Annotated in this window: 21 protein-coding genes; 10 read left to right on the forward strand and 11 right to left on the reverse strand. The window is 57.2% G+C overall.

Annotated elements, in window-relative coordinates; translation table 11 throughout:
• The first annotated feature begins 64 nt into the window (after positions 1-64).
• Complete coding sequence (locus HNI00_RS16760) at positions 65-490, forward strand: hypothetical protein (RefSeq protein WP_316787707.1); 426 nt, start codon at positions 65-67, stop codon at positions 488-490.
• 210 nt (positions 491-700) lie between these two features.
• Positions 701-1,006, forward strand: a complete 306-nt coding sequence (locus HNI00_RS16765) for a peptidase (protein ID WP_297078740.1) — start codon at positions 701-703, stop codon at positions 1,004-1,006.
• A gap of 136 nt (positions 1,007-1,142) precedes the next feature.
• Here HNI00_RS16765 and HNI00_RS16770 read toward each other — a convergent pair whose 3' ends face one another.
• Together HNI00_RS16770 and HNI00_RS16775 are read right to left on the reverse strand one after the other, a co-directional pair.
• Positions 1,143-2,471 (reverse strand): sensor histidine kinase, encoded by a 1,329-nt coding sequence (locus HNI00_RS16770; protein ID WP_316787711.1) that lies wholly within the window; start codon positions 2,469-2,471, stop codon positions 1,143-1,145.
• 8 nt (positions 2,472-2,479) lie between these two features.
• Complete coding sequence (locus HNI00_RS16775; RefSeq protein ID WP_297078742.1) at positions 2,480-3,157, reverse strand: response regulator transcription factor; 678 nt, start codon at positions 3,155-3,157, stop codon at positions 2,480-2,482.
• Between the two features lie 166 nt (positions 3,158-3,323).
• On the opposite strand from HNI00_RS16775, the gene ybaK reads away from it, so the two are divergent.
• Positions 3,324-3,803 carry a Cys-tRNA(Pro) deacylase gene (gene ybaK / locus HNI00_RS16780; RefSeq protein WP_316787713.1) on the forward strand — a complete coding sequence of 160 codons (480 nt, stop codon included), beginning with the start codon at positions 3,324-3,326 and terminating at the stop codon, positions 3,801-3,803.
• Between the two features lie 95 nt (positions 3,804-3,898).
• Here ybaK and HNI00_RS16785 read toward each other — a convergent pair whose 3' ends face one another.
• From HNI00_RS16785 to HNI00_RS16800, 4 genes are all read right to left on the reverse strand, one after another.
• Positions 3,899-5,398 (reverse strand): M16 family metallopeptidase, encoded by a 1,500-nt coding sequence (locus HNI00_RS16785; RefSeq protein WP_316787715.1) that lies wholly within the window; start codon positions 5,396-5,398, stop codon positions 3,899-3,901.
• 72 nt (positions 5,399-5,470) lie between these two features.
• On the reverse strand, positions 5,471-7,024 hold the full coding sequence (locus HNI00_RS16790) for a M16 family metallopeptidase (protein ID WP_316787717.1): 1,554 nt from the start codon (positions 7,022-7,024) through the stop codon (positions 5,471-5,473).
• Positions 7,025-7,242: 218 nt separating this feature from the next.
• Entirely contained in the window at positions 7,243-7,518 is a 276-nt protein-coding gene (locus HNI00_RS16795; protein WP_316787719.1) for a hypothetical protein, read from the reverse strand.
• A 273-nt stretch (positions 7,519-7,791) separates the two neighbouring features.
• Positions 7,792-8,262, reverse strand: a complete 471-nt coding sequence (locus HNI00_RS16800) for a hypothetical protein (protein ID WP_297078747.1) — start codon at positions 8,260-8,262, stop codon at positions 7,792-7,794.
• 487 nt (positions 8,263-8,749) lie between these two features.
• Between HNI00_RS16800 and hetZ the strand changes: the two genes are divergently transcribed.
• Both hetZ and HNI00_RS16810 read left to right on the forward strand, forming a co-directional pair.
• The gene (gene hetZ / locus HNI00_RS16805) at positions 8,750-9,892 is read left to right on the forward strand and encodes a heterocyst differentiation protein HetZ (RefSeq protein WP_316787721.1); all 1,143 of its coding nucleotides are present in this window, start codon (positions 8,750-8,752) and stop codon (positions 9,890-9,892) included.
• A gap of 244 nt (positions 9,893-10,136) precedes the next feature.
• The gene (locus HNI00_RS16810; protein WP_316787722.1) at positions 10,137-10,895 is read left to right on the forward strand and encodes a hypothetical protein; all 759 of its coding nucleotides are present in this window, start codon (positions 10,137-10,139) and stop codon (positions 10,893-10,895) included.
• Positions 10,896-11,156: 261 nt separating this feature from the next.
• Here HNI00_RS16810 and HNI00_RS16815 read toward each other — a convergent pair whose 3' ends face one another.
• Positions 11,157-11,714, reverse strand: coding sequence for a pentapeptide repeat-containing protein (locus HNI00_RS16815; protein ID WP_316787724.1), 558 nt, complete (start codon positions 11,712-11,714; stop codon positions 11,157-11,159).
• Between the two features lie 340 nt (positions 11,715-12,054).
• On the opposite strand from HNI00_RS16815, the gene HNI00_RS16820 reads away from it, so the two are divergent.
• Positions 12,055-12,585: a YraN family protein gene (locus HNI00_RS16820; RefSeq protein ID WP_316787726.1), complete on the forward strand. Its 531-nt coding sequence runs from the start codon at positions 12,055-12,057 to the stop codon at positions 12,583-12,585.
• A gap of 18 nt (positions 12,586-12,603) precedes the next feature.
• Entirely contained in the window at positions 12,604-13,308 is a 705-nt protein-coding gene (locus tag HNI00_RS16825) for an aspartate/glutamate racemase family protein (RefSeq protein WP_297078752.1), read from the forward strand.
• A 77-nt stretch (positions 13,309-13,385) separates the two neighbouring features.
• On the opposite strand, the gene HNI00_RS16830 is transcribed toward HNI00_RS16825, so the two are convergent.
• Positions 13,386-13,589 (reverse strand): hypothetical protein, encoded by a 204-nt coding sequence (locus HNI00_RS16830; RefSeq protein WP_172354243.1) that lies wholly within the window; start codon positions 13,587-13,589, stop codon positions 13,386-13,388.
• A gap of 291 nt (positions 13,590-13,880) precedes the next feature.
• Between HNI00_RS16830 and HNI00_RS16835 the strand changes: the two genes are divergently transcribed.
• From HNI00_RS16835 to uraH, 3 genes are all read left to right on the forward strand, one after another.
• Positions 13,881-14,027, forward strand: coding sequence for a hypothetical protein (locus tag HNI00_RS16835; protein WP_316787730.1), 147 nt, complete (start codon positions 13,881-13,883; stop codon positions 14,025-14,027).
• A 386-nt stretch (positions 14,028-14,413) separates the two neighbouring features.
• Positions 14,414-15,574: an FAD-dependent urate hydroxylase HpxO gene (gene hpxO / locus HNI00_RS16840; protein WP_316787732.1), complete on the forward strand. Its 1,161-nt coding sequence runs from the start codon at positions 14,414-14,416 to the stop codon at positions 15,572-15,574.
• A 47-nt stretch (positions 15,575-15,621) separates the two neighbouring features.
• The gene (gene uraH / locus HNI00_RS16845) at positions 15,622-15,996 is read left to right on the forward strand and encodes a hydroxyisourate hydrolase (RefSeq protein WP_316787734.1); all 375 of its coding nucleotides are present in this window, start codon (positions 15,622-15,624) and stop codon (positions 15,994-15,996) included.
• A 93-nt stretch (positions 15,997-16,089) separates the two neighbouring features.
• Here the strand turns inward: uraH and ppsA are convergent, their stop codons facing one another.
• The 3 genes from ppsA to pflA all read right to left on the reverse strand — a co-directional run bounded on the left by ppsA (position 16,090) and on the right by pflA (position 21,082).
• Complete coding sequence (gene ppsA / locus HNI00_RS16850; RefSeq protein WP_316787735.1) at positions 16,090-18,555, reverse strand: phosphoenolpyruvate synthase; 2,466 nt, start codon at positions 18,553-18,555, stop codon at positions 16,090-16,092.
• A 515-nt stretch (positions 18,556-19,070) separates the two neighbouring features.
• Positions 19,071-19,946 carry an S-methyl-5'-thioadenosine phosphorylase gene (locus tag HNI00_RS16855; RefSeq protein WP_316787737.1) on the reverse strand — a complete coding sequence of 292 codons (876 nt, stop codon included), beginning with the start codon at positions 19,944-19,946 and terminating at the stop codon, positions 19,071-19,073.
• 404 nt (positions 19,947-20,350) lie between these two features.
• Positions 20,351-21,082 (reverse strand): pyruvate formate-lyase-activating protein, encoded by a 732-nt coding sequence (gene pflA, locus HNI00_RS16860; protein ID WP_316787739.1) that lies wholly within the window; start codon positions 21,080-21,082, stop codon positions 20,351-20,353.
• Positions 21,083-21,092: the final 10 nt, after the last annotated feature.

Below are 21,092 nucleotides of genomic sequence, written 5' to 3' on the forward strand. Positions count from 1 at the left end.
TTTCCGAGTTCTTTACCAGCGATTGCCTATGGTGTAGATGAACAAAGTCTGAGAGGAGTTTGAGATGCGTTTCTTAAATCGAACCGGTTTGATAGTCGTTGGTGCAGTCGGGCTGGTGGGCATAGCCACGCTGGCGGGCTGCTCTACCCGGACTCAGGAAGCAGCGTCGGGGCCGTCTGCCGCACCGTTAGAATCCCCTTCTCTCGCTGCTGCCGCAGACTATTCGGCGCTGACATCCGTTGTAGACAAGACAAGGGCTGCGGTTGAAGCTGGGGATTTCGCAAAGGCTAAAACCGAATTTGAAACCTTTGAGTCGGTTTGGGCCCCTGTAGAAGATGGCATCAAAGCAAAGTCATCGAGTGCCTACGACTCGATCGAGGAAAGTATGGACAAGGTTTCAGGCGCATTGAAGGCATCGCAACCCAATAAGGATGAAGTCCTGGCCGCCTTGAAGACAATGGACGAGGCGATCGCCAGCGTCTCGAAGTAATCCCTTTTTTCCTGCCTATCCAGAGTAGGGCGCGGAGGTGGCCGGCATCGGGCCATGCTGCCTTCGCGCCATTTCTTTGCTCATCATTCTTTCGCTCATCATTCTTTCGCTCATCATTTTTTTGCTCATTTGGTTTGCGACCGCTGCTCTCTCTGCGATCGCTCCAACCTCTGCTATTTCTACAACCTCTTGAAGCCACAGGTAATTTCTATGAAACGAGCCTTCCGCAAATATCATCGACTGCTGGCGATCGCCCTCTGTTTGCCCCTGGGCTTAACGGTACTCAGCGGCATTGCCGTAACGCTGGTGGCGGAATGGGGCCTCGGCGGCGGGCTGATTTCTCGCAGCTTTTTACTCAGCCTCCACACTGGCGAAATCTTTCATCTAGAAGCAATTTATCCGCTCCTAGACGGAGTGGGGCTAGTGGGGCTGCTGGCCACTGGGCTAAGCATGACGGGTCTATTTCACAAAAAACATCCAACTCGCAGGGCTGGCTCCGCTCCGCACGACGATTGAACGACATACCCTCAAGGCGCAGGAGTTGATTCCTCGGTCACAGGAATTGATTCCTCCTTGCGATAAATTTCCCAGGTTCTGGACGATTTCTCGTAGGCTGCGCCGCGAGAAATCGTCCAACTGCGTAAGTCCAAACTCAACCTTTGAAACTGTCGCAGGTCGGCAGGCGAACGCAAAAAGTGCTGCCGTTCCCCAACTGGCTTTGGACGCTGATCTGCCCGTGGTGGGCGTGGGCAATGCTTTGGGCGATCGCCAGCCCTAGCCCTGTGCCCCCTTCTCGCTGCGATCGCGCCGGATCAGCCCGCCAAAATCGGTCAAACACCAGGGAAATTTGCTCAGGTGCAATGCCGATGCCCGTGTCGATGACCTCTACCACTGCCCAACCGTCGGCCGAGTGACTCGTTACAGCGATAGTTCCTTGGGCAGGCGTGTACTGCACTGCATTGCTGAGCAAATTAGAGAACAGGCGACGCAGTTGCACCCCATCTCCACGCACCGTGCTGCCAGACTGGAACCGAGACTTGAGGGCGATCGCCTTCGCGTCTGCCTGGGGCACAAAGCTATCGACCAAATCTTCCAGCAAGTCATCTAGCGGAATATCAGCCGCCTGGCTCGCAAGGGGTGTCAGATTGCCATCGTGCCGCGCCAGCAGTAGTAAATCATCCACCAGTTGCGTCATCTGATCGGTGGCAGAGGCGATCGCCGCCAGCTTTTTCACATCCGCCGGATGCACCCGTTCTGGATGGCTCTGCATCACATCAACTGAGGTCTTGATACCCGCCAGCGGATTGCGTAACTCATGGGAAGCGTCGGCAGTAAACTGCTTAAGCTGCTGAAAGCTTTGCTCAATCGGCCGGAGTGCCTGCCGTGTGAGCCAGCCGCTTCCCAGTCCGCCGCCCACCAGCGCCACCAGCCCCCCCAACACCAGCCCCGCCCGCAGTCGCGACAGTTCCGCCTCGGTGCTTTCGATAGACTCGCTAACTCGCACATAGCCCTGAAGGATTGTGTCGGCTGGTTTTAAGTGGCTGCGATCGCCCGTTAAGGGGGTGTAAACGGGCACGGTCAGCATCCAGCACTCGTCTGTCCGGAGCCAGTCTGCAACCGGATCAAGCGGTAGGGTAACGAAACTCCGTCCGGCTTGCCCCAGGCGATCGCCCTCCGCGTTAAACCATTCAATTCCCTGCGACGGCTCCCGCAAATCTTGCCACGGTAAATCCAGATCACCGTCATTGTCCAAGACGCGATCAGGCTGCATGGAAACAGCATCGGGCTGTTTGAGCAAATCAGGCAGGCTGTGGGCAGCAGCATCCGCCAGCCTAATCAACTGGCGATCGCGCTCCTGCTTCAGACTATGCGACACGAACTGATACACGGCTGCTTCGGTTGCTGCCAGCGACAGTCCCAACACCGCCAGCGACGACAGCAACAGTCGCCATTGCAACGCGCGAAAAGCAGGACTAGTCATGCGGCGATTCATCCAGGTTGCTTGAGTCGATATCCTAAACCATACACAGTCTCAATAAAATCTGGCTCTGCCCCTACTGCCATCAGCTTATGCCGCAGACTCCGCAGATGAACCTTCACGGTTTCTTCGCCAGGGGGTTCTTCGGATGCCCAGAGGTGGTTCAAAATAACGCTGCGGCTGAGAGTGCGGCCACCGCTGCGGAGAAATAACTCCAGCAATCCGTATTCCTTGGGGGTCAATGCAAGAGGCTGCCCGTAGTAGCGCACCTCACAGGTTGCGGGGTTCAAACTCAGGCATCGCCACTCCAGCACAGGCGGCAGAACGGCTCCGCTTCGCCGCAGCAGCGCTCGAATCCGCGCCAGCAATTCCTGCAAATCAAACGGCTTGACGACATAATCATCCGCGCCAGCATCCAACCCGATCACCTTGTCGCTGCTGGTGTCTCGCGCTGTCAGCAGCAGCACAGGAGTCGTCTTGCCCTGTTGACGCATCTGCTGGCAGATCTCTATACCGCTTAGACCCGGCAACATCACATCCAGCAGCGCCAGACTGTAGTCATACGCCTCAATCAAGTCCCAACCCATCGCCCCATCGGCAGCCAGGTCTACAGCGTAGCCTTGGTCGGTCAAGGCTTCAGCAAGGGGCAGGGCAATTCGTTCGTCGTCTTCTACGAGCAGCAGTTTCATGCTACGGCAGGAGTTGGAGGGTTGAGATTAGGACTGGCAGAGGATTCTAGCAGCAGTTGGTGCTAGAACCCTAGCGGACTCTTGGACTAATCATCCAAAAGCGAATCTAAAATCCAGAATCGACATGACTCGTATCATAGGAAGGTTGGCTGAGAAGTCACTGGATATGAAAACGAACGCCGCCCGCGCCCTGGATAAACTGGGCATTGCCTATGAACTGCTGGAATACGAAGTCAACCCCGATGACCTAGCGGCGGAGTCCGTGGCGGCAAAGATCGGGCTGGAGCCGGAGCGCGTGTTCAAAACGCTGGTTGCCAGGGGCGATCGCACGGGGGTCATCCTTGCCGTCATTCCTGGCAACATGCACCTGAACCTGAAGGCGCTGGCCGCCCTCTCCGGCAACCGCAAGGTTGAAACGGTTCCCCTCAAAGAGGTGCAGCCGCTCACAGGCTACATTCGCGGCGGCGTGACGGCCCTCGCTTGCAAAAAAGACTACCCAGTTTACATAGACGAACTGATCGAGTTATTCGACACGATCACCATCTCTGCCGGAATGCGCGGGCTGCAAATCCTGATCACGCCCGCCAACTACATTCAAGCGGTTCAAGGAACCGTCGGGGCGATCGCCCAGGACAAGGAGAGCTGAGGGAGAAAGAGAGAAGAACGAAGAAAGAAGAACGAAGAGGTTCCGGTTTTCGTTTTTCATTTTTCGTTCTTCGTTCTTCATTTTTCCCGTCTCTCCTACTCCGGGATCGTGATATCAATCGGCTGTGGGCTGCTCCCCAGGGTCGAGAGTGGCGGCTGAATCGCAGCGGCATTGCCCACCACCAGCGTCACCAGCTTATCGGGCTGGAGATAGGTCTGGGCGGCGCGGAGGATGTCTTCGGCGGTGGTGGCTTCGACCTGTCTCTGGTACTGGAAGATAAAGTCTTTGGGATAGCCATAGTATTCGTAGCGCATCAGGCGAGAGAGCGTTTGCCCCGGCGTTTCAAAGTTAAACACAAAGGCGTTGAGGGCCGAGTCCTTAGCCTGCTGTAGCTCGTCATCGGACACGGGCGTTGTGCGGACTCGCTCGATTTCCGCCTTGAGCGCCTGGATAAAGGGAACGGTGGCATCGGAGCGGGTCTGGCCGCCGCCCACAAACACGCCCGGATAGTCAAACTGGGGCGACCAGTAGGCATAGACCACATAGGCAAGTCCTTGGCGCGATCGCACTTCGTTCACCAGCCGCCCGCCAAAGCCGTTTAGCACGTCGTTCAGCACGGTCATGGGGGCATAGTCGGGATCGCTCAATTTGCCGCCCAGATGTCCGATTAGCACGTTGCTCTGAGTCAACTGGGGCTGATCAACCAGGAAAATGCCGCCCGGTTGCGCCTGGGCCACCGCAGGCAGGGGATTGAAGTCGGAATTGTCCAACGCTGGGTTGCGCTCCCAATCGCCAAACTGGGCTTCGATGAGCGATCGCATTTCGGCGCTGTCAAAGTCGCCCACGATGCCCAGCAGCATATTGTTGGGATGGAAGTAGGTGCGATGGTAGGCGATCGCATCTTCGCGCTGAATGCGGTCGAGGGTAGCGTATTCCGTCGTGCGGGCGTAGGGACTTTGCGGGCCGTAGATGAGCTTAAAAAATTCGCGGCGAGCAATGTCGTCGGGGTCGTCGTTGCGGCGGGCAATGAAGCCGCGTCGCTGGTTTTTCACCAGCGCAAACTTGTCGGGTGCAAAGGCGGGCTGGCGAATCACCTCGGCAAATAGCCCAAACACCTCTGGCAGGTCTTCGCTGAGGGAATAGAAGCTGGCATTGCCCGACGCATTGCTGATGCCGGTTTCCACGTAGGCGGCGCGGCTTTCCAGCAGGGCGTTCAGGTCGTCGGGCGAGTGTTGGAGCGTGCCACCACTCCGCATCACCTCACCCGTAATGCCGCTCAGCCCCACCTTGTCGGCTGGCTCCCAGCGGCTCCCGACGCGAAAGATAGCCGTGCCGCTCACCAGGGGCAATTCGTGGTCTTCGACCAGATACACCATCAGCCCGTTGTCTAGCTGAAACTGGGTGTATTCCGGCAGTTGCACAGGTGGCAGCGGCGGAAAGGTGAGCTGGTCGTAGGGCACCGCAGGCGCGGCCCGCACCGGGTCAGGGGTGAGCCATAGCCCCAGAAGCAGCAGCGGGGCGATCGCCCCCCATGCCAGTCGCCGCAGCCACTTCGAGCGCAAGCCGAGCCGCCAGTTCGATTGCAAAGCCGTCATCCACACTTTCCTCATGCCTTCTAAATCTCTAAATCTTTCCTGCCCTGGCGCTGCACATTCAACCCCTACCCCCTACTCCTCCGGCAGCAGTTTACCAATCGTCAGCTTTTGCGGCACAAATAGCGACTGGGCGACCCGCTGCACGTCTTCTGCCGTCACCGATTCAAACGCCTTCAGGTCTTCAAATAAATTGCGCCAGTCTCCAGTATTTGCTTCATATTCCGGCAACAGGCTAGCCATGCCCCGATTCGATGCCAGCAGTTGCAGCATTCCTGCCCGCGCCTGGGTCTTCACCCGCTCTAGTTCTGCGGGCGCAACTGGCTCCGTCTTCAGCCGCTCTAGCTCAGCGTTGAGGATGGTAGCGATTTCGTCAATGGTGTGTCCCGGTGCGGTTTGGGCGAAAAATAGCATCATGTTGGAATAGCGATCGCCCGGAAAGCCATTTGCCACATCCGTACTCAGCGAGATGCCCGTTTCCACCAGCGATTTGTAGAGTCGGGAGGTGCGGCCGCCCGTCAGCACAGAGGCCAAAATCTGGTAAGTGGCATTGTCGGCATCGTCGCTGGCGGGGCGCTGATAGCCGACCAAATACCAGGGTTCCGTCTTTTGTCGCAGCACCACCTCTCGCGGCCCGGTCTGGTTTGGCGGAGGAGCCGTGATGTTTGGGGCGCGGCTGCGGGTGCGGAAGCGACCAAAGTAAATCTCCGCCAGCCGCTTCACCTCGGCGGGATCAACGTCGCCCACCACCGACATCGTGATGCGGTCTGGCGTGTAATAGGTGTCGAAAAAGTCCTGAATATCTCGGCGGGTCAGGTTGCGAATATCTTCTTCATAGCCGATGATTGGGCGGCCGTAGGGATGATCTGGAAAGCCCGCTTCTAGAAATGCTTCCACCATCTTACCGATGGGCGAGTTGTCCGTCCGCATTCGCCGCTCTTCCAGGATTACGTCCTTTTCTTCGTAAAACTCACGAAAGACGGGATCAAGGAATCGGTCGGACTCCAGCGACATCCACAGTTCCAGCTTGTTGGACGGAAAGCTGTAAAAATAGCGCGTTGCGTCTGCGGAGGTGGTCGCATTTAGTCCTACGCCGCCTGCCCGTTCGACCACCTGTCCATATTCGTTTTGGCGGACATATTGCGCGGCCTGCGATCGCACTCGGTCAAACTCTTCCTGTAGCTCTGCGGCGCGACCCGTCTGCCCTGCGGCCTTGGCCGCCTGGATGCGGTCAAATAGCCGATCCAGTCGAGCCAGCAGCGGCCGTTCAGCAGCGTAGTCGCTGGTGCCCAGGCGGGTTGTGCCCTTGAATGCCAGATGCTCTAGGAAATGGGCGGCTCCGGTTTTGCCTGCGGCTTCGTAGGCCGCTCCCACATTCACATAGGTCATGAACGAAATCACCGGAGCCTGATGCCGCTCTAGCACGATGAATTTCATGCCATTGTCGAGGGTGAATTCGGTTACGCGATCGACCACCCGATCGATGTAGGGCTGGATCGACAGCGGTTCAGAACGGGGGGCAGTGCGGGCGATCGCCACGGTCGGAAACAGGCTCCACACGCCCAGCAGCAGGGCCAATGCAACCGCAGGAATCAGGGCCAATCGTGCCCGATGAGTCTTCAGAGTCATGCAAGCTGAGCGCAATCTATTCAGCGCAGTAAATTCCACAAGTTTCACAAAAAAATCCACGAGCCTCTTGCATGGTATCCACCGCAGGGGCGAGGCTGCCGCAGCAAATCATCGAAAATCTTCGACAAAAAAGTGTTTTCTATAGACTATTCTCGATTGCTAACGCTTCTCAAGCACTGGAATGAGCGGGTTGCTCACCAGGATGAGCGGGTTGCTTCCTACAGCGCCTCGCTCCAGTCTGGGCAAAGCTCACCCTCCCAGCCAAAGGGATGAAACCCGCAGATCAGTATTTGGCGGCGATCGCCATAGCCATAGGCAACCCCGTGATAATGTTCGCAGCCCAGGCAAGACTTGGGGCGAGAAGGAGACGTTTCGGTAAACCCAAGCTGCGATCGCAAAATATGCAGGCGACTCTGGTGACGATGCCAGCTTGCATGGTCGGCTTTTCGGAAGCTGTCGTTGGCGCGCCTGAAGGCATTGCGGGGAGCATTCATAGGTCTGCGCGGAGAGTAAAAAACAAGCTGCTCAAGCAGAACATGCGGACGGCAGACATCCAGCCTGCTTCATCTACATTTTATAGTTCCCCGCAGTCTCCCACGAGCCAACAGCAATGAACCGCAAACCAATCAGCCGCAGATTAATTAAGCTGCGAACCCATAAGCCGCGAACCCATAAGCTGCGAACCCATAAGCTGCAAACAAACTACAAACCACGGCTTGTTATCTACCTGTGACGGATTTTGGGCAAGCCGTGTTAGCCGTCAAAGCCTATGCAATATCCGGCGGCACTTGCGCTTTGCCCTGAGACTGCTGCAAAAACGCTTGAATCAGCGCTTGCAGGTTGGCACGAGTGACCTCAGTGCCCGTGTTCAGATTCCCCGGCGTTTCAAAAAAGATGATGCTGTCCACGCTAGTCATCGCTACCAATTGAAACAGGATGTGCGTCACGGGCATGGGAAACGCCATAATCTGGGGATCTTTTGCCAGCGGATTCGCCGTTGCGTCCTTTAGGCTGGCGAAGGCGTAGACGACGTTTTTTTGAGCATTGGTCTGGCTGCGATGGTTTAAGGTCGTCATCACCCATTGCTGCTCAAGGGTTTGTAATATGTAATACTGGAGGTGGTGAAGCTGTTGAGCAATCTCCTTGAGAGCGGGGGCGATCGTTGCCACTGCCGCGGGCGTTGCACCGTCCTGGGGAGCGTTTTGAACGAGGTCTTGAAGCTGCTGATCCAGAGTCATAACCGTTTGTTAATTTGTTAATGGCGTTGTGTGACGTTGTATGTTGCGTGACGTTGTGTATTGACGACGCTCTGTGCGCTTTGGGCTATCATCCTCATCAGTCTAGTTCAGAAGCTCGTTTACGAGTTCAGTTTGCCCGCCTGATGTTTCCGTACGGATGCTTTTTGTACAGATTTTGTACGGATGGTGGGCGATCGCCGCTGAATCTCTCCTAAAGGTGACAACTTTAGGGAGCGGCTTTAGGCGGCGGCTTTAGTAAAGCAAAGCGGTAAAGCAAAGCTTGCTGAAGCGACGGCTGTTTCCCTCAAAGCGCTACAATAGCGCCCTCCAGCAACCCGTAGGTTTGCTGACTTGACTTGAATCAGGCTGTTGATCGAAAACGCTAGTCTGCCACAGACTAGGGCTGCACTACCCCACCCTTGCCACTCCGTAGGGGTGTGTTAACGTTGTAACGATCTACATCCATCAGGGAGAGAGCACCCAAGGCGTGGAGGCTATTTTTAACCTGGTTTTTAACGAGCTGAAGCAATGCACCCGTGCGTCTGAGCAAAACTGCCGCGACGTGGCATCCCGCATTACCGGAGAGGTCGCCCGCATTTGTTCAGAAAGCAAGCGCATTCAGTCGTCTGGAGAGGTCGATGCCTGGTCGGTTGCCCTTGCCCGTCACCGACTTAAGCAGTGTTTGAAATATTACCAGCTTGGGTCGCGCCGGGGTCGGGTTGACCTGCACAGCACTCTCAGCGCCGTGGTCTATCGCTACATCACGCCGCCCCAGGTGCAGTCCAGCTATCAGGCGCGACTAGGGCTGATCGAAGATTTTCTGCAAATCTTTTACATCGAAGCCATCAACGCCTTCCGGCGTGAGAATCAGCTTGCCGCCAGCTACAGCCCGCGTACCGCGCTGGATCTGGCGGAATATATGGCTTTTACCGAGCGCTATGGCAAGCGGCGGATTCCGCTGCCGGGTCGCCGCAGTCAGCAGTTGATCATTCTGCGGGCGCAGACCTTTTCGCAGCAGCAGCCGCCTGAAACGATGGTGGACATGGAGCAGGCCGCCGAGGGCGCAACGGGCGAAACCGACCAATCCCGCAGCGGCGCACCCATGCAGCAAGTGCGAGAGCAGATGGTGGCCCAAGAGCCAGAGGTGGAAGAAGACTCTCTGCGGCATACTGTGGTGGCAGAACTGCTCAGCTATTTGGAAGAGCGTCAGCAAAAGGACTGTGCCGACTATTTCACGCTGCGGCTCCAGGATTTGCCGACGCAGGAAATCGAAAAAATTCTGGGACTTACGCCCCGCCAGCGCGACTATTTGCAGCAGCGGTTCAAATATCACCTGATTCGCTTTGCCATGTCGCATCACTGGGAACTGGTGCATCAATGGCTAGAGGCAGACCTAGAGCGAAATCTGGGGCTAACGCCGCAGCAGTGGGACGAATTGCTCAGCCGCCTCAGCACAACCCAGCAAGAGATGCTAAAACTCAAACAGCAGGGCAGACCCGACGGGGCGATCGCCCAATCTCTCGGCTGCACGGCAACCCAAGTGCAAAAACAATGGTCTAAATTGCTAGAACTGGCCTGGGAAATTCGTAACAATGTTGTGTCCGGAGCAGGGGTAGCAGGGGATGAATAGTGACTCAGAAGCTGAGGATATTGTTTCCTGGCTCCTACAACAGCTAGATCAATCGACTGCTGCACCATCAGGGGAAACCAGCTCAGACGCTGGACGTGATGCGTTGGATGCAGCACATCCGCAATCGAATCACGATAATCTGCTCGACTCGGAAGAGATCAACACGCTGTTGAACCACTTGACCGGGTCGGACGTTTTTTCTTTTCAAGACACACCATTATCCCATTCAGGAGAGATACCTGCTGTGCAAGACCGTTTTTATGCTTTGTTGAGACATCGGTTGCGGGAGGAAATCGAGCGCCGACCGCCCCTCTATCCCTGGGAAACCGAAGTGCGAGAGTATGAAGATGCCCTCGCGCCAGAGCTGGCGACTGCAACTGTTTGGGCATCCCAAATGCAGGCACTCAACCTGCCCGTGCCGATGCCCGAAGGCGTGCTGAATCGCTTGCTGGAACAGTGCCAATCCCTCCTGCAATCCTCATTGCAAGAAGGCAGAAAGCTGGTGCAAGCCGTAGAAGCTCTGTTTCCCGGTGAAGCAGATGCGCTGAACCACTTGGCTGGCTATGTCATGGCGGCTCCAGCCCGCTCCGGAACCTCGGCCCCGGTGCTGGAAGGCGTACTCGATCACTATGATGCAGCAACCCAGCCTCAGCAAATGTTGCTGTCGCTGGTGGCGGCGCGGGAAATTTTGAATACGCTGGTGCTGACGGTTTCCCCATCTCAGCCAACGCTGGAGCGCGAGTGGCACACCACGGCTGGACTGCTGACTCTGCGGGCAATGCTGCTAGAATCGGGCAGCCTGCGCTTGGTGGCGAACCTGCCTTGCGCTGGACGGCTGAAGCTGCAAAGCAGCGAGGTTGAAAAGACTGCCCATCGCGCCAATGCCGGCCCCGTCAGCCTGGAACTGCTGGAGGTAGAAGCGCTGCAATCTTACTCGGTGCAGGTGGAGCTAGAGCAAGCGGGTACGAGTTCGCTCTCGTTTGCGATCGCCCTCGGCGAGTAAGCCCAGATCTGGCCTTGCAAAAGGCTGGTATCGCGCTGGTATCGACAGAACCGCACAGAAATAGACAGCTAGCTAACTAATCGATTTAATCCCGTGTGCATGAAGCACGGGATTTTTTTGTGCAAGATTGTATTTTGTACTACTTAGTGTTTAATTAGTAGACTTCTGGCACAAATGCTTTTCTGAGAGCGTGAATCGTTGGGCAGCGCCGCCGCCCAACGATTCACGCAAGAGGTCTAGCGTTTAATCCCACGGGGAACGCTAAAAACAATTCAGCGTGTCGCGGGTGTTGCGACCTGTGACCGGATTCGTACCCTGAGCCACCGCACAGAGCTTGTCCTGCATATCTTCCCGCAGCAGCACATCGGTAAAGTCTGCCCCGTCGATGATTGCGCCCTCGAATCGGGCATTAAAGGCAAACGCACCTTCCAAAATGGCGTTTTTGAGGTTAGCTTCCACTAGGCGGGCCGAATCGAGGGTGGCGTTGGTCAAGTTAGCTGCTTCCAGGTTGGCATCTTCCAGATTGGCCGCAAAGAAGCTAACGCCCTGTAGCTGCGTGTGGCTGAGGTTGGCGTTGCGGAGGTTGGCTTTGGTAAAGCTGGAGTCGGTGAGGTCGCGTCCCGAAAAGTCGGCATCGACCAGGTTTTCGCGGTTATAGTCGAGCGCTAGGGCAGGAACCGGAGACAGTAGGGCGATCGCCCCCACCAGCACCAAACTCCACACCAGCAGTCGGCGGGACGGCAAAAGCAAGGCTTGCAGACGTTGCCAAAGCTCAGCACCATTGACCCGTCGCACCAGCCGCGCCCAGACTTCACACATTATTCCTTTGTCTAGCATCTGACCCAGCATCCTACCTGGCATCCCAAGTTGCACAGTAAGCTATGTTGATTGCAGAAGTTGATTGCAGAAAAGCCCCACAGAAGATCATGTCAATTCTCTTGAGTGGCGCTATGGATGAATTTCAGGAAGACCCGCAGACCCCTGACTTGCAATCCAAAATTGCGAATCCAAAATCGAAAATCGAGAATCAACACTACCGCCTTTCTGATCCTACCCGAATCCCTGCCAAAGTCTGCGATCGCCCAGCCCATCTCTGCCCTTGATTCACCCCCCTTGATTCATCCCTATTGATTCACCCTGATTCACCTTTTGATGCCCCATGCCCAAGCGCTCTCCTCAGTCTGTTCCAAACCCCCGCATCTCGGCATCGGGTGAGTTTGGGCGCTTGGCCGAAACGCTGGTGGCGCGGTGGCTTGTCCAGCAGGGGGCAACCATTTTGCAGCAGCGGTGGCGCTGTCGCTGGGGCGAGTTGGATTTGGTTGCCCAGCTACCAGAATCTTCTGGGGCGGCTGCTACGCTAGCTTTTGTCGAAGTGAAGGCACGGCGAAACGCGGGATGGGACGCGGGCGGTCTGCTGGCTGTCACGCCGCAAAAGCAGGCAAAGCTGTGGCAGGCGGCGGAGTTGTTTCTGGCAGAATATCCAGAATGGGCCGGGGGCAACTGCCGATTTGACGTGGCGCTGGTGGGGGGGCGATCGCGCTCTGTTGAGTCTCCTGATTCTCCTGCCCAGAACAGCGGCCCCGATTGCAGCCTCCCAGACAGCACCATCCGGCTGGGTCATCCCGTGGCGATCGCCCACTATACCCTCACCCTGCAACACTACCTGCCCAACGCCTTCGGCCATCTTTAGCCATCGCTCCCCCCTCCAATGCGTCTCCACGTCATCAACCCCAACACCAGCCGCGACATGACCTACTCCATCGAGCAGATTGCGACGGCGAACGTTTCTGGAGAAACAGAAGTCCTCACCACCTGCCCCGCCCACGGCCCCGCCTCGATCGAGAGCTACTACGACGAATACCTGGCGATTCCCCATGTGCTAGCAGAGGTGCAGCGGACTGAAGCGATGACAGACGGCTATGTGCTGGCCTGCTGGGGCGATCCGGGGCTGGATGCGGTGCGCGAAGTGACGACTCGGCCTGTGGTTGGCATTGCTGAAGCGTCGATGTATGCGGCCAATGCGATCGCCCCTCGCTGGTCAGTCGTCACTACGCTGCGCCGCAGCCACCACATGGTCGAAGCGATCGTGAAAAAGACGGGACTGATGGAGCGCTGCGCCTCGATCCGCTGCGTGGATATGCCTGTACTGGCGTGCGAAGCAAACCCCGACGCGGTGATGGAAGGATTGGTTCAAATGGGCGAACTGGCGCTCAGCGAAGATGGCGCAGAGGCAATCATCCTGGGCTGCGCGGGCATGGGCGGCATGGCAGACTATCTAAGCGAGGAACTGGGCGCACCGTGCGTCGATCCAGTAGCGGCAGGGGTACGCTTTGCCGAACTGCTGGTGAACCTAAACCTGCAAACCAGCAAGTGGCTCACCTATCAATTTCCAGAGAAAAAAGCGTTCAAATAACGTTCAAACAAATAACGTTCAAACAAATAACGTTCAAATAAAAATGTTCAGATAACTACGACTCTGAAGAACATCGCTCAGGCCGGCTCAATATTGGCAATGCGGAACCCCATTTGGCACTCATACTGCTCCGGCAGGTTTTCCGACGGCTTTTCCAGGGCGCGGCCGCAGCGCAACCGTCCCTGCTGCCAGCGGGGCTGACCGCTGCGATCGGCCATCAGGCAGCTTTGACACACCTGCTGTGGCTGAAGCAGTTGATCTTCCATCAGGATGACGAGCATAAGCACCTCCCGCAATGAGGGTAGGGTTGGTCTTGCGACAATACCCTCGCCAGTATCTTCCCAGTACCTTCATTGTATGGCAGGTTTTTTGAACCGCCAGTTAAGTTTATCGGAGGTTTATGGTGGGCTTATGGGACGTTTAGGGACGCGCCCGCAAGAAACGGCGGGCAATCTCGCGCGATCGCCGACGGGCCCCATCTTGGAACGTTTGGGAGTTTTGCAACCCTGCCACCTTATGACCCATTTCAACCAGATTTCAATCAGATTTCAATCAGACTGAGATGGGTTGGCGTGAGCTTTTCGATTTCTCGGATTAGCTATCCAAAATCACCAATCCAAAATCACCAATCCAAAATCCAAAATCGCCAGGGCGATCGCCCCAGCGTCATCGAGTGGCTGACGGGGAGCAGCATCAGCCACATCGGGACGCGGGCTTGATATCGATAATTGATATCTTTGCCTAGAAATATGATATCAGCTTTAGATATCAAGTCAAGAGGAATGGCAAAATCACCGAAACGCCATTTTGGAAAGCGTAGGACTTACGCACTTGCGATAGGTTTTCTGGGTTTTGGACGATTTCTTGCAGGCTGCGCCCGCGAGAAATCGTCCAACTGCGTAAGTCCTAAAGCGATTAGAATAAAAACGAATGAGGACTGGAAAAATCGGCCAAACGGCTCTCCAGTCAAGGGTTTGAGCATCAGTTCGGTAAATCAGGATACAAAATGAGGCGTTTGATACGTCTTATTTATTTCTTTTGATGGATTTAGATAGGTTTGTGAAACGCTGTATACCGTATACAGGAAAACGATAGACGGAGATCTATGCAAAACCTGAAGGCGATCGTGATCGGGGCTGGGATTGGTGGCTTGACGGCTGGCATCGCCCTGCGACAAGCCGGATATGAGGTGGAAATTTATGATCGGGTGAAGGAAATGCGGCCGGTGGGTGCGGGGATTTCCGTCTGGTCGAATGGCGTGAAAGTGCTGAACCGTTTGGGATTGGGCGATCGCATGGCCGAAATCGGCGGCATCATGAACCGGATGCAGTATCACACCAAAGCCGGAGAACTGCTGAACCATATCGAGCTTGCGCCGCTGATTCACAAAGTCGGACAGCGCCCCTATCCGGTTGCCCGCCGCGATTTGCAAAAAATGCTGATGGCGGCGTTTCCGGGGGACATTCATCTGGACTGTCGCTGCGTTGGCGTGGAGGAAGACGACTACGGCGTGACGGTGCAGTTTGCCAACGGGCGTGAGGCACGGGGCGATTTTTTGGTGGCGGCGGACGGCATCCGCTCGGTGCTGCGGAGCTACGTGGTGGGGCGCGAGGTAGAGCCGCAGTATGTGGGCTATGTGAACTGGAACGGGCTAGTGCCTGCCGATGCTGAGTTGGCTCCGCCGGAGAGCTGGGTCATCTACGTCGGCGAACACAAGCGAGCCTCCCTGATGCCCGTGGCGGGCGATCGCCTCTATTTCTTCCTCGACGTGCCGCTGCCCAAGGGCACGCCTGCCAACCCCGACACCTACCGGGAAGAGCTAAAGGCCCATTTCGCAGGCTGGGCCGAGCCTGTGCAGCGCCTGATCGACCGCTTTGACCCCTATACCGTGGCGCGTCCGGAAATTCACGATGTCGGCCCGATCGATCGCTACGTGCGCGGGCGGGTGGCGCTGCTGGGCGATGCGGCCCACGCCACCTGTCCTGACCTAGGCCAGGGCGGCTGTCAGGCGATGGAAGATGCGCTGGTGCTGGCAAACTATTTGCTGACCACCAATATCAGCATCGAGTATGCCCTGAAGCGCTATGAGTCGGAGCGCATGGCCCGCGCCAACGCGGTGGTAGAAAAGGCCCGCAAACGGGCCGAACAGATTCACGGTAAAGACCCCGCCGTGACGCAGCAGTGGTATCACCAACTGGCGACGGAAAAGCCGACGGATGTTACCGATGCCATTAGCAAGGTGATTTTGGCGGGGCCGCTGCGTTAGCGAATCGGGGATTAGGCTTGAGAGATACAAAAACTGGAGAGATGGCAATGGCGGGTAAGCTCACGACCCACGTTTTGGACACGGCGCACGGTCGTCCGGCGGCGCAAATGGCGATCGCCCTCTATGCGATTCACGGCGGCATTCACCCCAACGGCGACAGCCGCACCCTGCTGAAAACCGTCACCACCAACGCCGACGGCCGCACCGACGCGCCCCTGCTCAGCAACGGCGAGCTAAAAACGGGCGTGTATGAACTGGTGTTTTCCGTCGCCGACTACTTTGCTCAGTTTCCCGACCCCCTGCCCGCTCAGCCTTTTCTCAGCCAGATTCCCATCCGCTTCGGCATTGCCGACGCAGACGCACACTACCACGTCCCGCTGCTGGTGTCGCCGTGGGCCTACAGCACCTATCGGGGAAGCTAGCGCCAGCGTTCCAAGCGTGGGTGCGCTGCGCCCGGAACGCTGACTTTCTTAACCTGACTTTCTTAAGGCTGACTTTTCAACCTGGACGGTTGCCTAGCTCGCCTCTGCCTGGGCCACCTCCAGCCAGGTCTTCACCACCGTATCGGGGTTTAGGCTAATAGAGTCGATGCCCTGGCTGACCAGGAAACGGGCAAAGTCGGGATAGTCGCTGGGCCCCTGGCCGCAGATGCCGATCTTGCGACCGTTGGCTTTGGCGCGTTCAATCACGACGCGAATCATCGTTTTCACGGCTTCGTTGCGCTCGTCAAACACGTTTGCCACCAGCGCCGAGTCGCGGTCGAGTCCTAGCGTCAGTTGGGTCAGGTCGTTGGAGCCGATGGAGAAGCCGTCGAAGATTTCGCTGAATTCGTTCGCCAGAATCACGTTGCTGGGCACTTCGCACATGACGTAGACCTGCAAGCCGTTTTCGCCGCGCTTCAGGCCGTTGCGCTCCAGTTCTGCCATCACCTTGCGCCCTTCCTCTGGCGTGCGGCAGAAGGGGATCATGGGAATCACATTCGTCAGCCCCATGTCGTTGCGGACGCGCCGAATCGCCGCGCACTCCAGCGCAAAGCCGTCGCGATATTTCGGGTCATAGTATCGCGCTGCACCGCGCCAGCCCAGCATTGGGTTTTCCTCGTGCGGTTCAAACGATTTGCCGCCCAGCAGGTTGGCATATTCGTTGCTCTTGAAGTCCGACATCCGCACGACGACCGGCTTGGGATAGAAAGCAGCAGCGATGGTGGCCACGCCCTGGGCCAGCTTGTCTACAAAGTAGTCGGGCTTGTGGTCGTAGAGGTGAGTCAGTTGGGCGATCGCCGCTTTTTCTTCATCCTCTGGCAGTTGGTCATAGTTCAGCAGCGCCAGCGGATGCACGCGGATGTGGTTGGCAATAATGAACTCAAACCGCGCCAGCCCTACGCCGTCGTTGGGCAGGGCCGACAAGCGAAACGCCTCTTCGGGATTGCCCACGTTCATGAGAATCTGCGTGCGCGGGCGGGGCAGGGTGTCGAGCGGCGTTTCCTCCACCTCAAACGGCAAGAACCCGGCGTAAACGCGCCCCTCTTCGCCCTGGGCACAGGACACAGTGACTTCTTGACCCGTTTGCAAAACCTGCGTCGCATTGCCGCAGCCAACGATCGCCGGAATGCCCAGTTCCCGCGCAATAATCGCCGCGTGGCAGGTGCGGCCGCCCTGATCGGTGACGATCGCCCCTGCTTTTTTCATAATTGGCTCCCAGTCTGGGTCGGTGCGACTCGTCACCAGCACGTCGCCTGCCTGGAAGGTGTGAATTTCCGCTGGGCTAAGAATGACGCGCACCTTGCCCTGGCCAATCATCTCGCCCACGGCGCGGCCCGTCACCAGCGGCTCGTGGTGGGTGTAGGTGGTGTCTTCTGTTTTTGCACCGGCCTCGCGCTCTAGGCGATAGCGCCGCAGCACGGTCTGCGCCTTTTGCGACTGCACCGTTTCCGGCCGCGCCTGCACGATGTAGAGTTCGCCCGTGATGCCGTCCCGCGCCCACTCGATATCCATTGGCGTGTAGGTGCCGTGGGTTTGGGAGTAATGGTCTTCGATGATGCAGGCCCATTCCGCCAGCTTGAGAATGTCCTCATCACTCAGGGCAAAGCGATCGCGCTCCGATTGTTCCACGGGCACAATCTTGGTCAGATGTTCTCCGTCGGTGTCGTAGACCATTTTGATTTCTTTGCTGCCCAGGCGCTTGGCCAGGATGGGGCGGAAGCCTTCTCGCAGCGTGGGCTTAAACACCAGATACTCGTCCGGGTTGACGGAACCCTGCACCACCGTTTCGCCCAGCCCGTAGGCCGCCGTCACCAGTGCCGCATTGCGAAAGCCGCTCTCGGTGTCGATGGAAAACATCACGCCCGATTCCGCCAGGTCAGAGCGCACCATCTTTTGCACGCCGACGGAGAGGGCGACGGTGAAATGGTCAAACCCTTTGGTGGCGCGGTAAGAAATGGCGCGATCGGTAAAGATGGAGGCAAAACAATGGCGGCAGGCATCTAGCACCGCATCCAGTCCGTGGACGTTGAGGTAGGTTTCTTGCTGTCCGGCAAAGCTGGCATCGGGCAAATCTTCAGCGGTGGCGCTGGAGCGCACGGCGACATCTGTATCCGGCCCGTAGCGGCGGCAGAGTTCGGCATAGGCCTGGGCGATCGCCTCTTCTAGATCTTGGGGGAAGGGGGCGTTGAGAATGAGCGATCGCGCTTCCCGTCCGCAAGCCTGCAAGTTTTCCACATCGTCCACATCCAGCGTGGCAAACAGGTGATGCAGCGCCTCCTCCAGCCCGGCGCTCTGAATGAAGTGGCGATAGGCGTGGGCCGTCGTCGCAAACCCACCCGGCACGCGCACTCCCTTGGCGCTAAGCTGACGAATCATTTCTCCTAGCGAGGCGTTTTTGCCGCCCACCAGCGGAATATCGTGAATGCCGACATCCTCAAACCACAGCACCAAACTCTGATCGTGCGGCATCGCGACGCTGCGTTCGGATAGCTGAACCATGAGTACCTCCTTGAGGCAACCGTGTGGAAGCGATGAGGGACTGGTTGCATTGCCCCCTCTCCTTCATGCTAGTCAATGGAATCGGGGGTGTCCTGAGGCCTGAGGCCGAGCGAGATTGGCAGAAATTGCCCAAGCCTGGATGCTGCTTGAGTTCGGGAAAATATTAAATTGTATATTTAATTACAATTCTTGACGAATGGGCTGGGGATCGACAAAAACGCCCTGAGAATTCACGAGAATTCACGCTTTTGGAGGTTGCGGTATTTGGGTTTGAGGATTTGGATAACGGGCGATCGCCCCTACAACCGCTTCAGCCCTGCCTAAAAACACCCAGACTTCTTGATAGAAACAACCCCTTTTCGGGCGAATTTATCGATTGATTGTTTGCCCCAATTTTGACCCCATGTCGAATCGCCAAACTGACGGGTGCATCCCAATTATGCAAATTCGCCCCCATCCCCCAACCCCTTCTCCCAAAAGGAGAGAAGAAGGGCTGGATGCAAAGTCCCTCGATACTAGCCCAAATACTTTTTCAGCAGCAGTTCTAGCTTCGCTTTGGTTTCTGGCGGCGCTTTATCGAGCGGCGTGAGGATGGCGTATTTCAGGGCGTGGTGGGCTTCGGAGGGCGGCGGATTTTGGGCCAGGCGGCGCACGGTTTCCTGAATCACGCGCTGGGCATTTACCGCATTTTTCGTCAGGTTGCTGATCACCATGTCCACCGTCACGCTGTCGTGGTCGGGATGCCAACAGTCGTAATCCGTCACCAGCGCCAGCGTCGCGTAGGCGATTTCGGCTTCGCGGGCCAGCTTGGCTTCGGGCAGGTTAGTCATGCCGATCACCGTTGCGCCCCAGCTTCGATACAGGTTCGACTCGGCGCGGGTAGAAAAGGCTGGCCCCTCCATGCAGACGTAGGTGCCGCCCCGGTGCAGCGCTACATCGGGCAGATCCAAGGAGGCGATCGCCTCTCCCAGCACCGCCGCCAGGTTCTTGCACACCGGATCGCCAAAGGCAATATGCGCCACAATACCCTCGCCAAAGAAAGTCGAGACGCGCCCCTTCGTGCGATCGATGAACTGATCCGGCAGCACCATATCCAGCGGCTTGGCCTCCGCTTGCAGCGACCCCACCGCCGAAGCCGAAATCAGGTACTCCACACCCAGCGACTTCATCGCATAAATATTCGCCCGAAACGGCAGTTCCGACGGCAGCAGCGTGTGGTTGCGTCCGTGCCGCGCCAAAAATGCGACGGGCGTGCCCTCCAGCGTGCCCACGATCAGCGCATCCGACGGCTTGCCAAAGGGCGTGTCTACCTCGACTTCGCGCACGTCCTTCAGCGCGTCCATTTTGTAGAGGCCGCTGCCGCCGATGATGCCAATTCGCACGTCTGTCATGGTTGCCGTCCTGAGTCGTCCTACGTCGTTCTAAAGAGCGGGGCCAGCGGTAAGCAATCGAAACATTACCAAGCGACGCTCTGCCTCCTAAGATACAGGGGGTTTGCAGGAAGAAACAGGAGAGATCGTAAAAGTCTGGTTGAGAGGTCTAGCCGAGAAGTCTGGCTGGAGAATCTGGCTGAGAAGTCTGGCTGGAGAATCTGGCTGGAGAATCTAGCTAGGGCGTGCTTTAAAGCCCTTTGATCCCCCCTAGCCCCCCTTAAAAAGGGGGGAACCGAGCCGAACCACTCTGGAATTCCTCCTTATTAAGGGGGATTTAAGGGGGATCGACTCAAGGCAATCAACGACCTAGAAAGTTTTAAGACGCTGCCTAAAGCAGGGAACCGGAGTTAGGATTCTTCGGACTACAGCACCAGCGCGGGCGTGGACTGCTGAAACTGCGCCCGGATCGCCTGGATACATTCTGGTGTGGGCGTTGGGGTATGGCTGAGTTGATAGTCATAGCCCAACTGTTGCCACTTGTATTCGCCCATCTTGTGGAAGGGAATAACTTCGACCCGCTCCACGTTCTTCAAGCGGGCGACAAACTGGGCCAGCCCAGCGACATTGTTTGGATCATCCGTTAGACCTGGCACCACCACAAAGCGAATCCAGGCAGGCTTGCGGCAGTCGCTGAGATATTGTGCGAAATCTAGCGTGGGCTGGAGGCTGACGCTGGTGACCCGGGTGTAGATTGACGGGTTGAATGATTTGATATCCAGCAGCACCAAATCGACAAACTCTAGCACTGGGCGGGCGATCGCCAGCGGACAATAGCCCGACGTATCCAGCGCGGTGTGAATGCCCAGCGCCTTGCACTGCCGCAAAATCTCCTGCACAAACTCCGGCTGCATCAGCGGTTCGCCGCCGCTCAGGGTCACGCCACCAGGCGGACGAATGTAGGAGCGATATTTCTGAATCTCGGCGACCATTTCGTCGGCAGTGACCTCAGTGCCACCCGATATCTCGCGGCAGTCGGGGTTGTGGCAATAGAGGCAGCGCAGGGGACAGCCCTGAGTAAACACCACGACCCGCAGGCCTGGCCCATCGACGGTGCCACAGGTTTCGATGGAGTGAATGCGTCCGGTGATTGACATAACGGTAGGC

Source organism: Thermoleptolyngbya oregonensis NK1-22, from assembly GCF_032705245.1.
Classification (GTDB): Bacteria; Cyanobacteriota; Cyanobacteriia; order Elainellales; family Elainellaceae; genus Thermoleptolyngbya; species Thermoleptolyngbya sichuanensis.

Excerpts from the sequence above, each read along its gene's own strand:
- HNI00_RS16760 (WP_316787707.1), top strand. The coding sequence starts at position 65 with ATGCGTTTCTTAAATCGAACCGGTTTGATAGTCGTTGGTGCAGTCGGG.
- HNI00_RS16765 (WP_297078740.1), top strand. The coding sequence starts at position 701 with ATGAAACGAGCCTTCCGCAAATATCATCGACTGCTGGCGATCGCCCTC.
- HNI00_RS16770 (WP_316787711.1), bottom strand. The coding sequence starts at position 2,471 with ATGACTAGTCCTGCTTTTCGCGCGTTGCAATGGCGACTGTTGCTGTCG.
- HNI00_RS16775 (WP_297078742.1), bottom strand. The coding sequence starts at position 3,157 with ATGAAACTGCTGCTCGTAGAAGACGACGAACGAATTGCCCTGCCCCTT.
- ybaK (WP_316787713.1), top strand. The coding sequence starts at position 3,324 with ATGAAAACGAACGCCGCCCGCGCCCTGGATAAACTGGGCATTGCCTAT.
- HNI00_RS16785 (WP_316787715.1), bottom strand. The coding sequence starts at position 5,398 with ATGACGGCTTTGCAATCGAACTGGCGGCTCGGCTTGCGCTCGAAGTGG.
- HNI00_RS16790 (WP_316787717.1), bottom strand. The coding sequence starts at position 7,024 with ATGACTCTGAAGACTCATCGGGCACGATTGGCCCTGATTCCTGCGGTT.
- HNI00_RS16795 (WP_316787719.1), bottom strand. The coding sequence starts at position 7,518 with ATGAATGCTCCCCGCAATGCCTTCAGGCGCGCCAACGACAGCTTCCGA.
- HNI00_RS16800 (WP_297078747.1), bottom strand. The coding sequence starts at position 8,262 with ATGACTCTGGATCAGCAGCTTCAAGACCTCGTTCAAAACGCTCCCCAG.
- HNI00_RS16815 (WP_316787724.1), bottom strand. The coding sequence starts at position 11,714 with ATGTGTGAAGTCTGGGCGCGGCTGGTGCGACGGGTCAATGGTGCTGAG.
- HNI00_RS16820 (WP_316787726.1), top strand. The coding sequence starts at position 12,055 with ATGCCCAAGCGCTCTCCTCAGTCTGTTCCAAACCCCCGCATCTCGGCA.
- HNI00_RS16825 (WP_297078752.1), top strand. The coding sequence starts at position 12,604 with ATGCGTCTCCACGTCATCAACCCCAACACCAGCCGCGACATGACCTAC.
- HNI00_RS16830 (WP_172354243.1), bottom strand. The coding sequence starts at position 13,589 with ATGCTCGTCATCCTGATGGAAGATCAACTGCTTCAGCCACAGCAGGTG.
- hpxO (WP_316787732.1), top strand. The coding sequence starts at position 14,414 with ATGCAAAACCTGAAGGCGATCGTGATCGGGGCTGGGATTGGTGGCTTG.
- uraH (WP_316787734.1), top strand. The coding sequence starts at position 15,622 with ATGGCGGGTAAGCTCACGACCCACGTTTTGGACACGGCGCACGGTCGT.
- ppsA (WP_316787735.1), bottom strand. The coding sequence starts at position 18,555 with ATGGTTCAGCTATCCGAACGCAGCGTCGCGATGCCGCACGATCAGAGT.
- HNI00_RS16855 (WP_316787737.1), bottom strand. The coding sequence starts at position 19,946 with ATGACAGACGTGCGAATTGGCATCATCGGCGGCAGCGGCCTCTACAAA.
- pflA (WP_316787739.1), bottom strand. The coding sequence starts at position 21,082 with ATGTCAATCACCGGACGCATTCACTCCATCGAAACCTGTGGCACCGTC.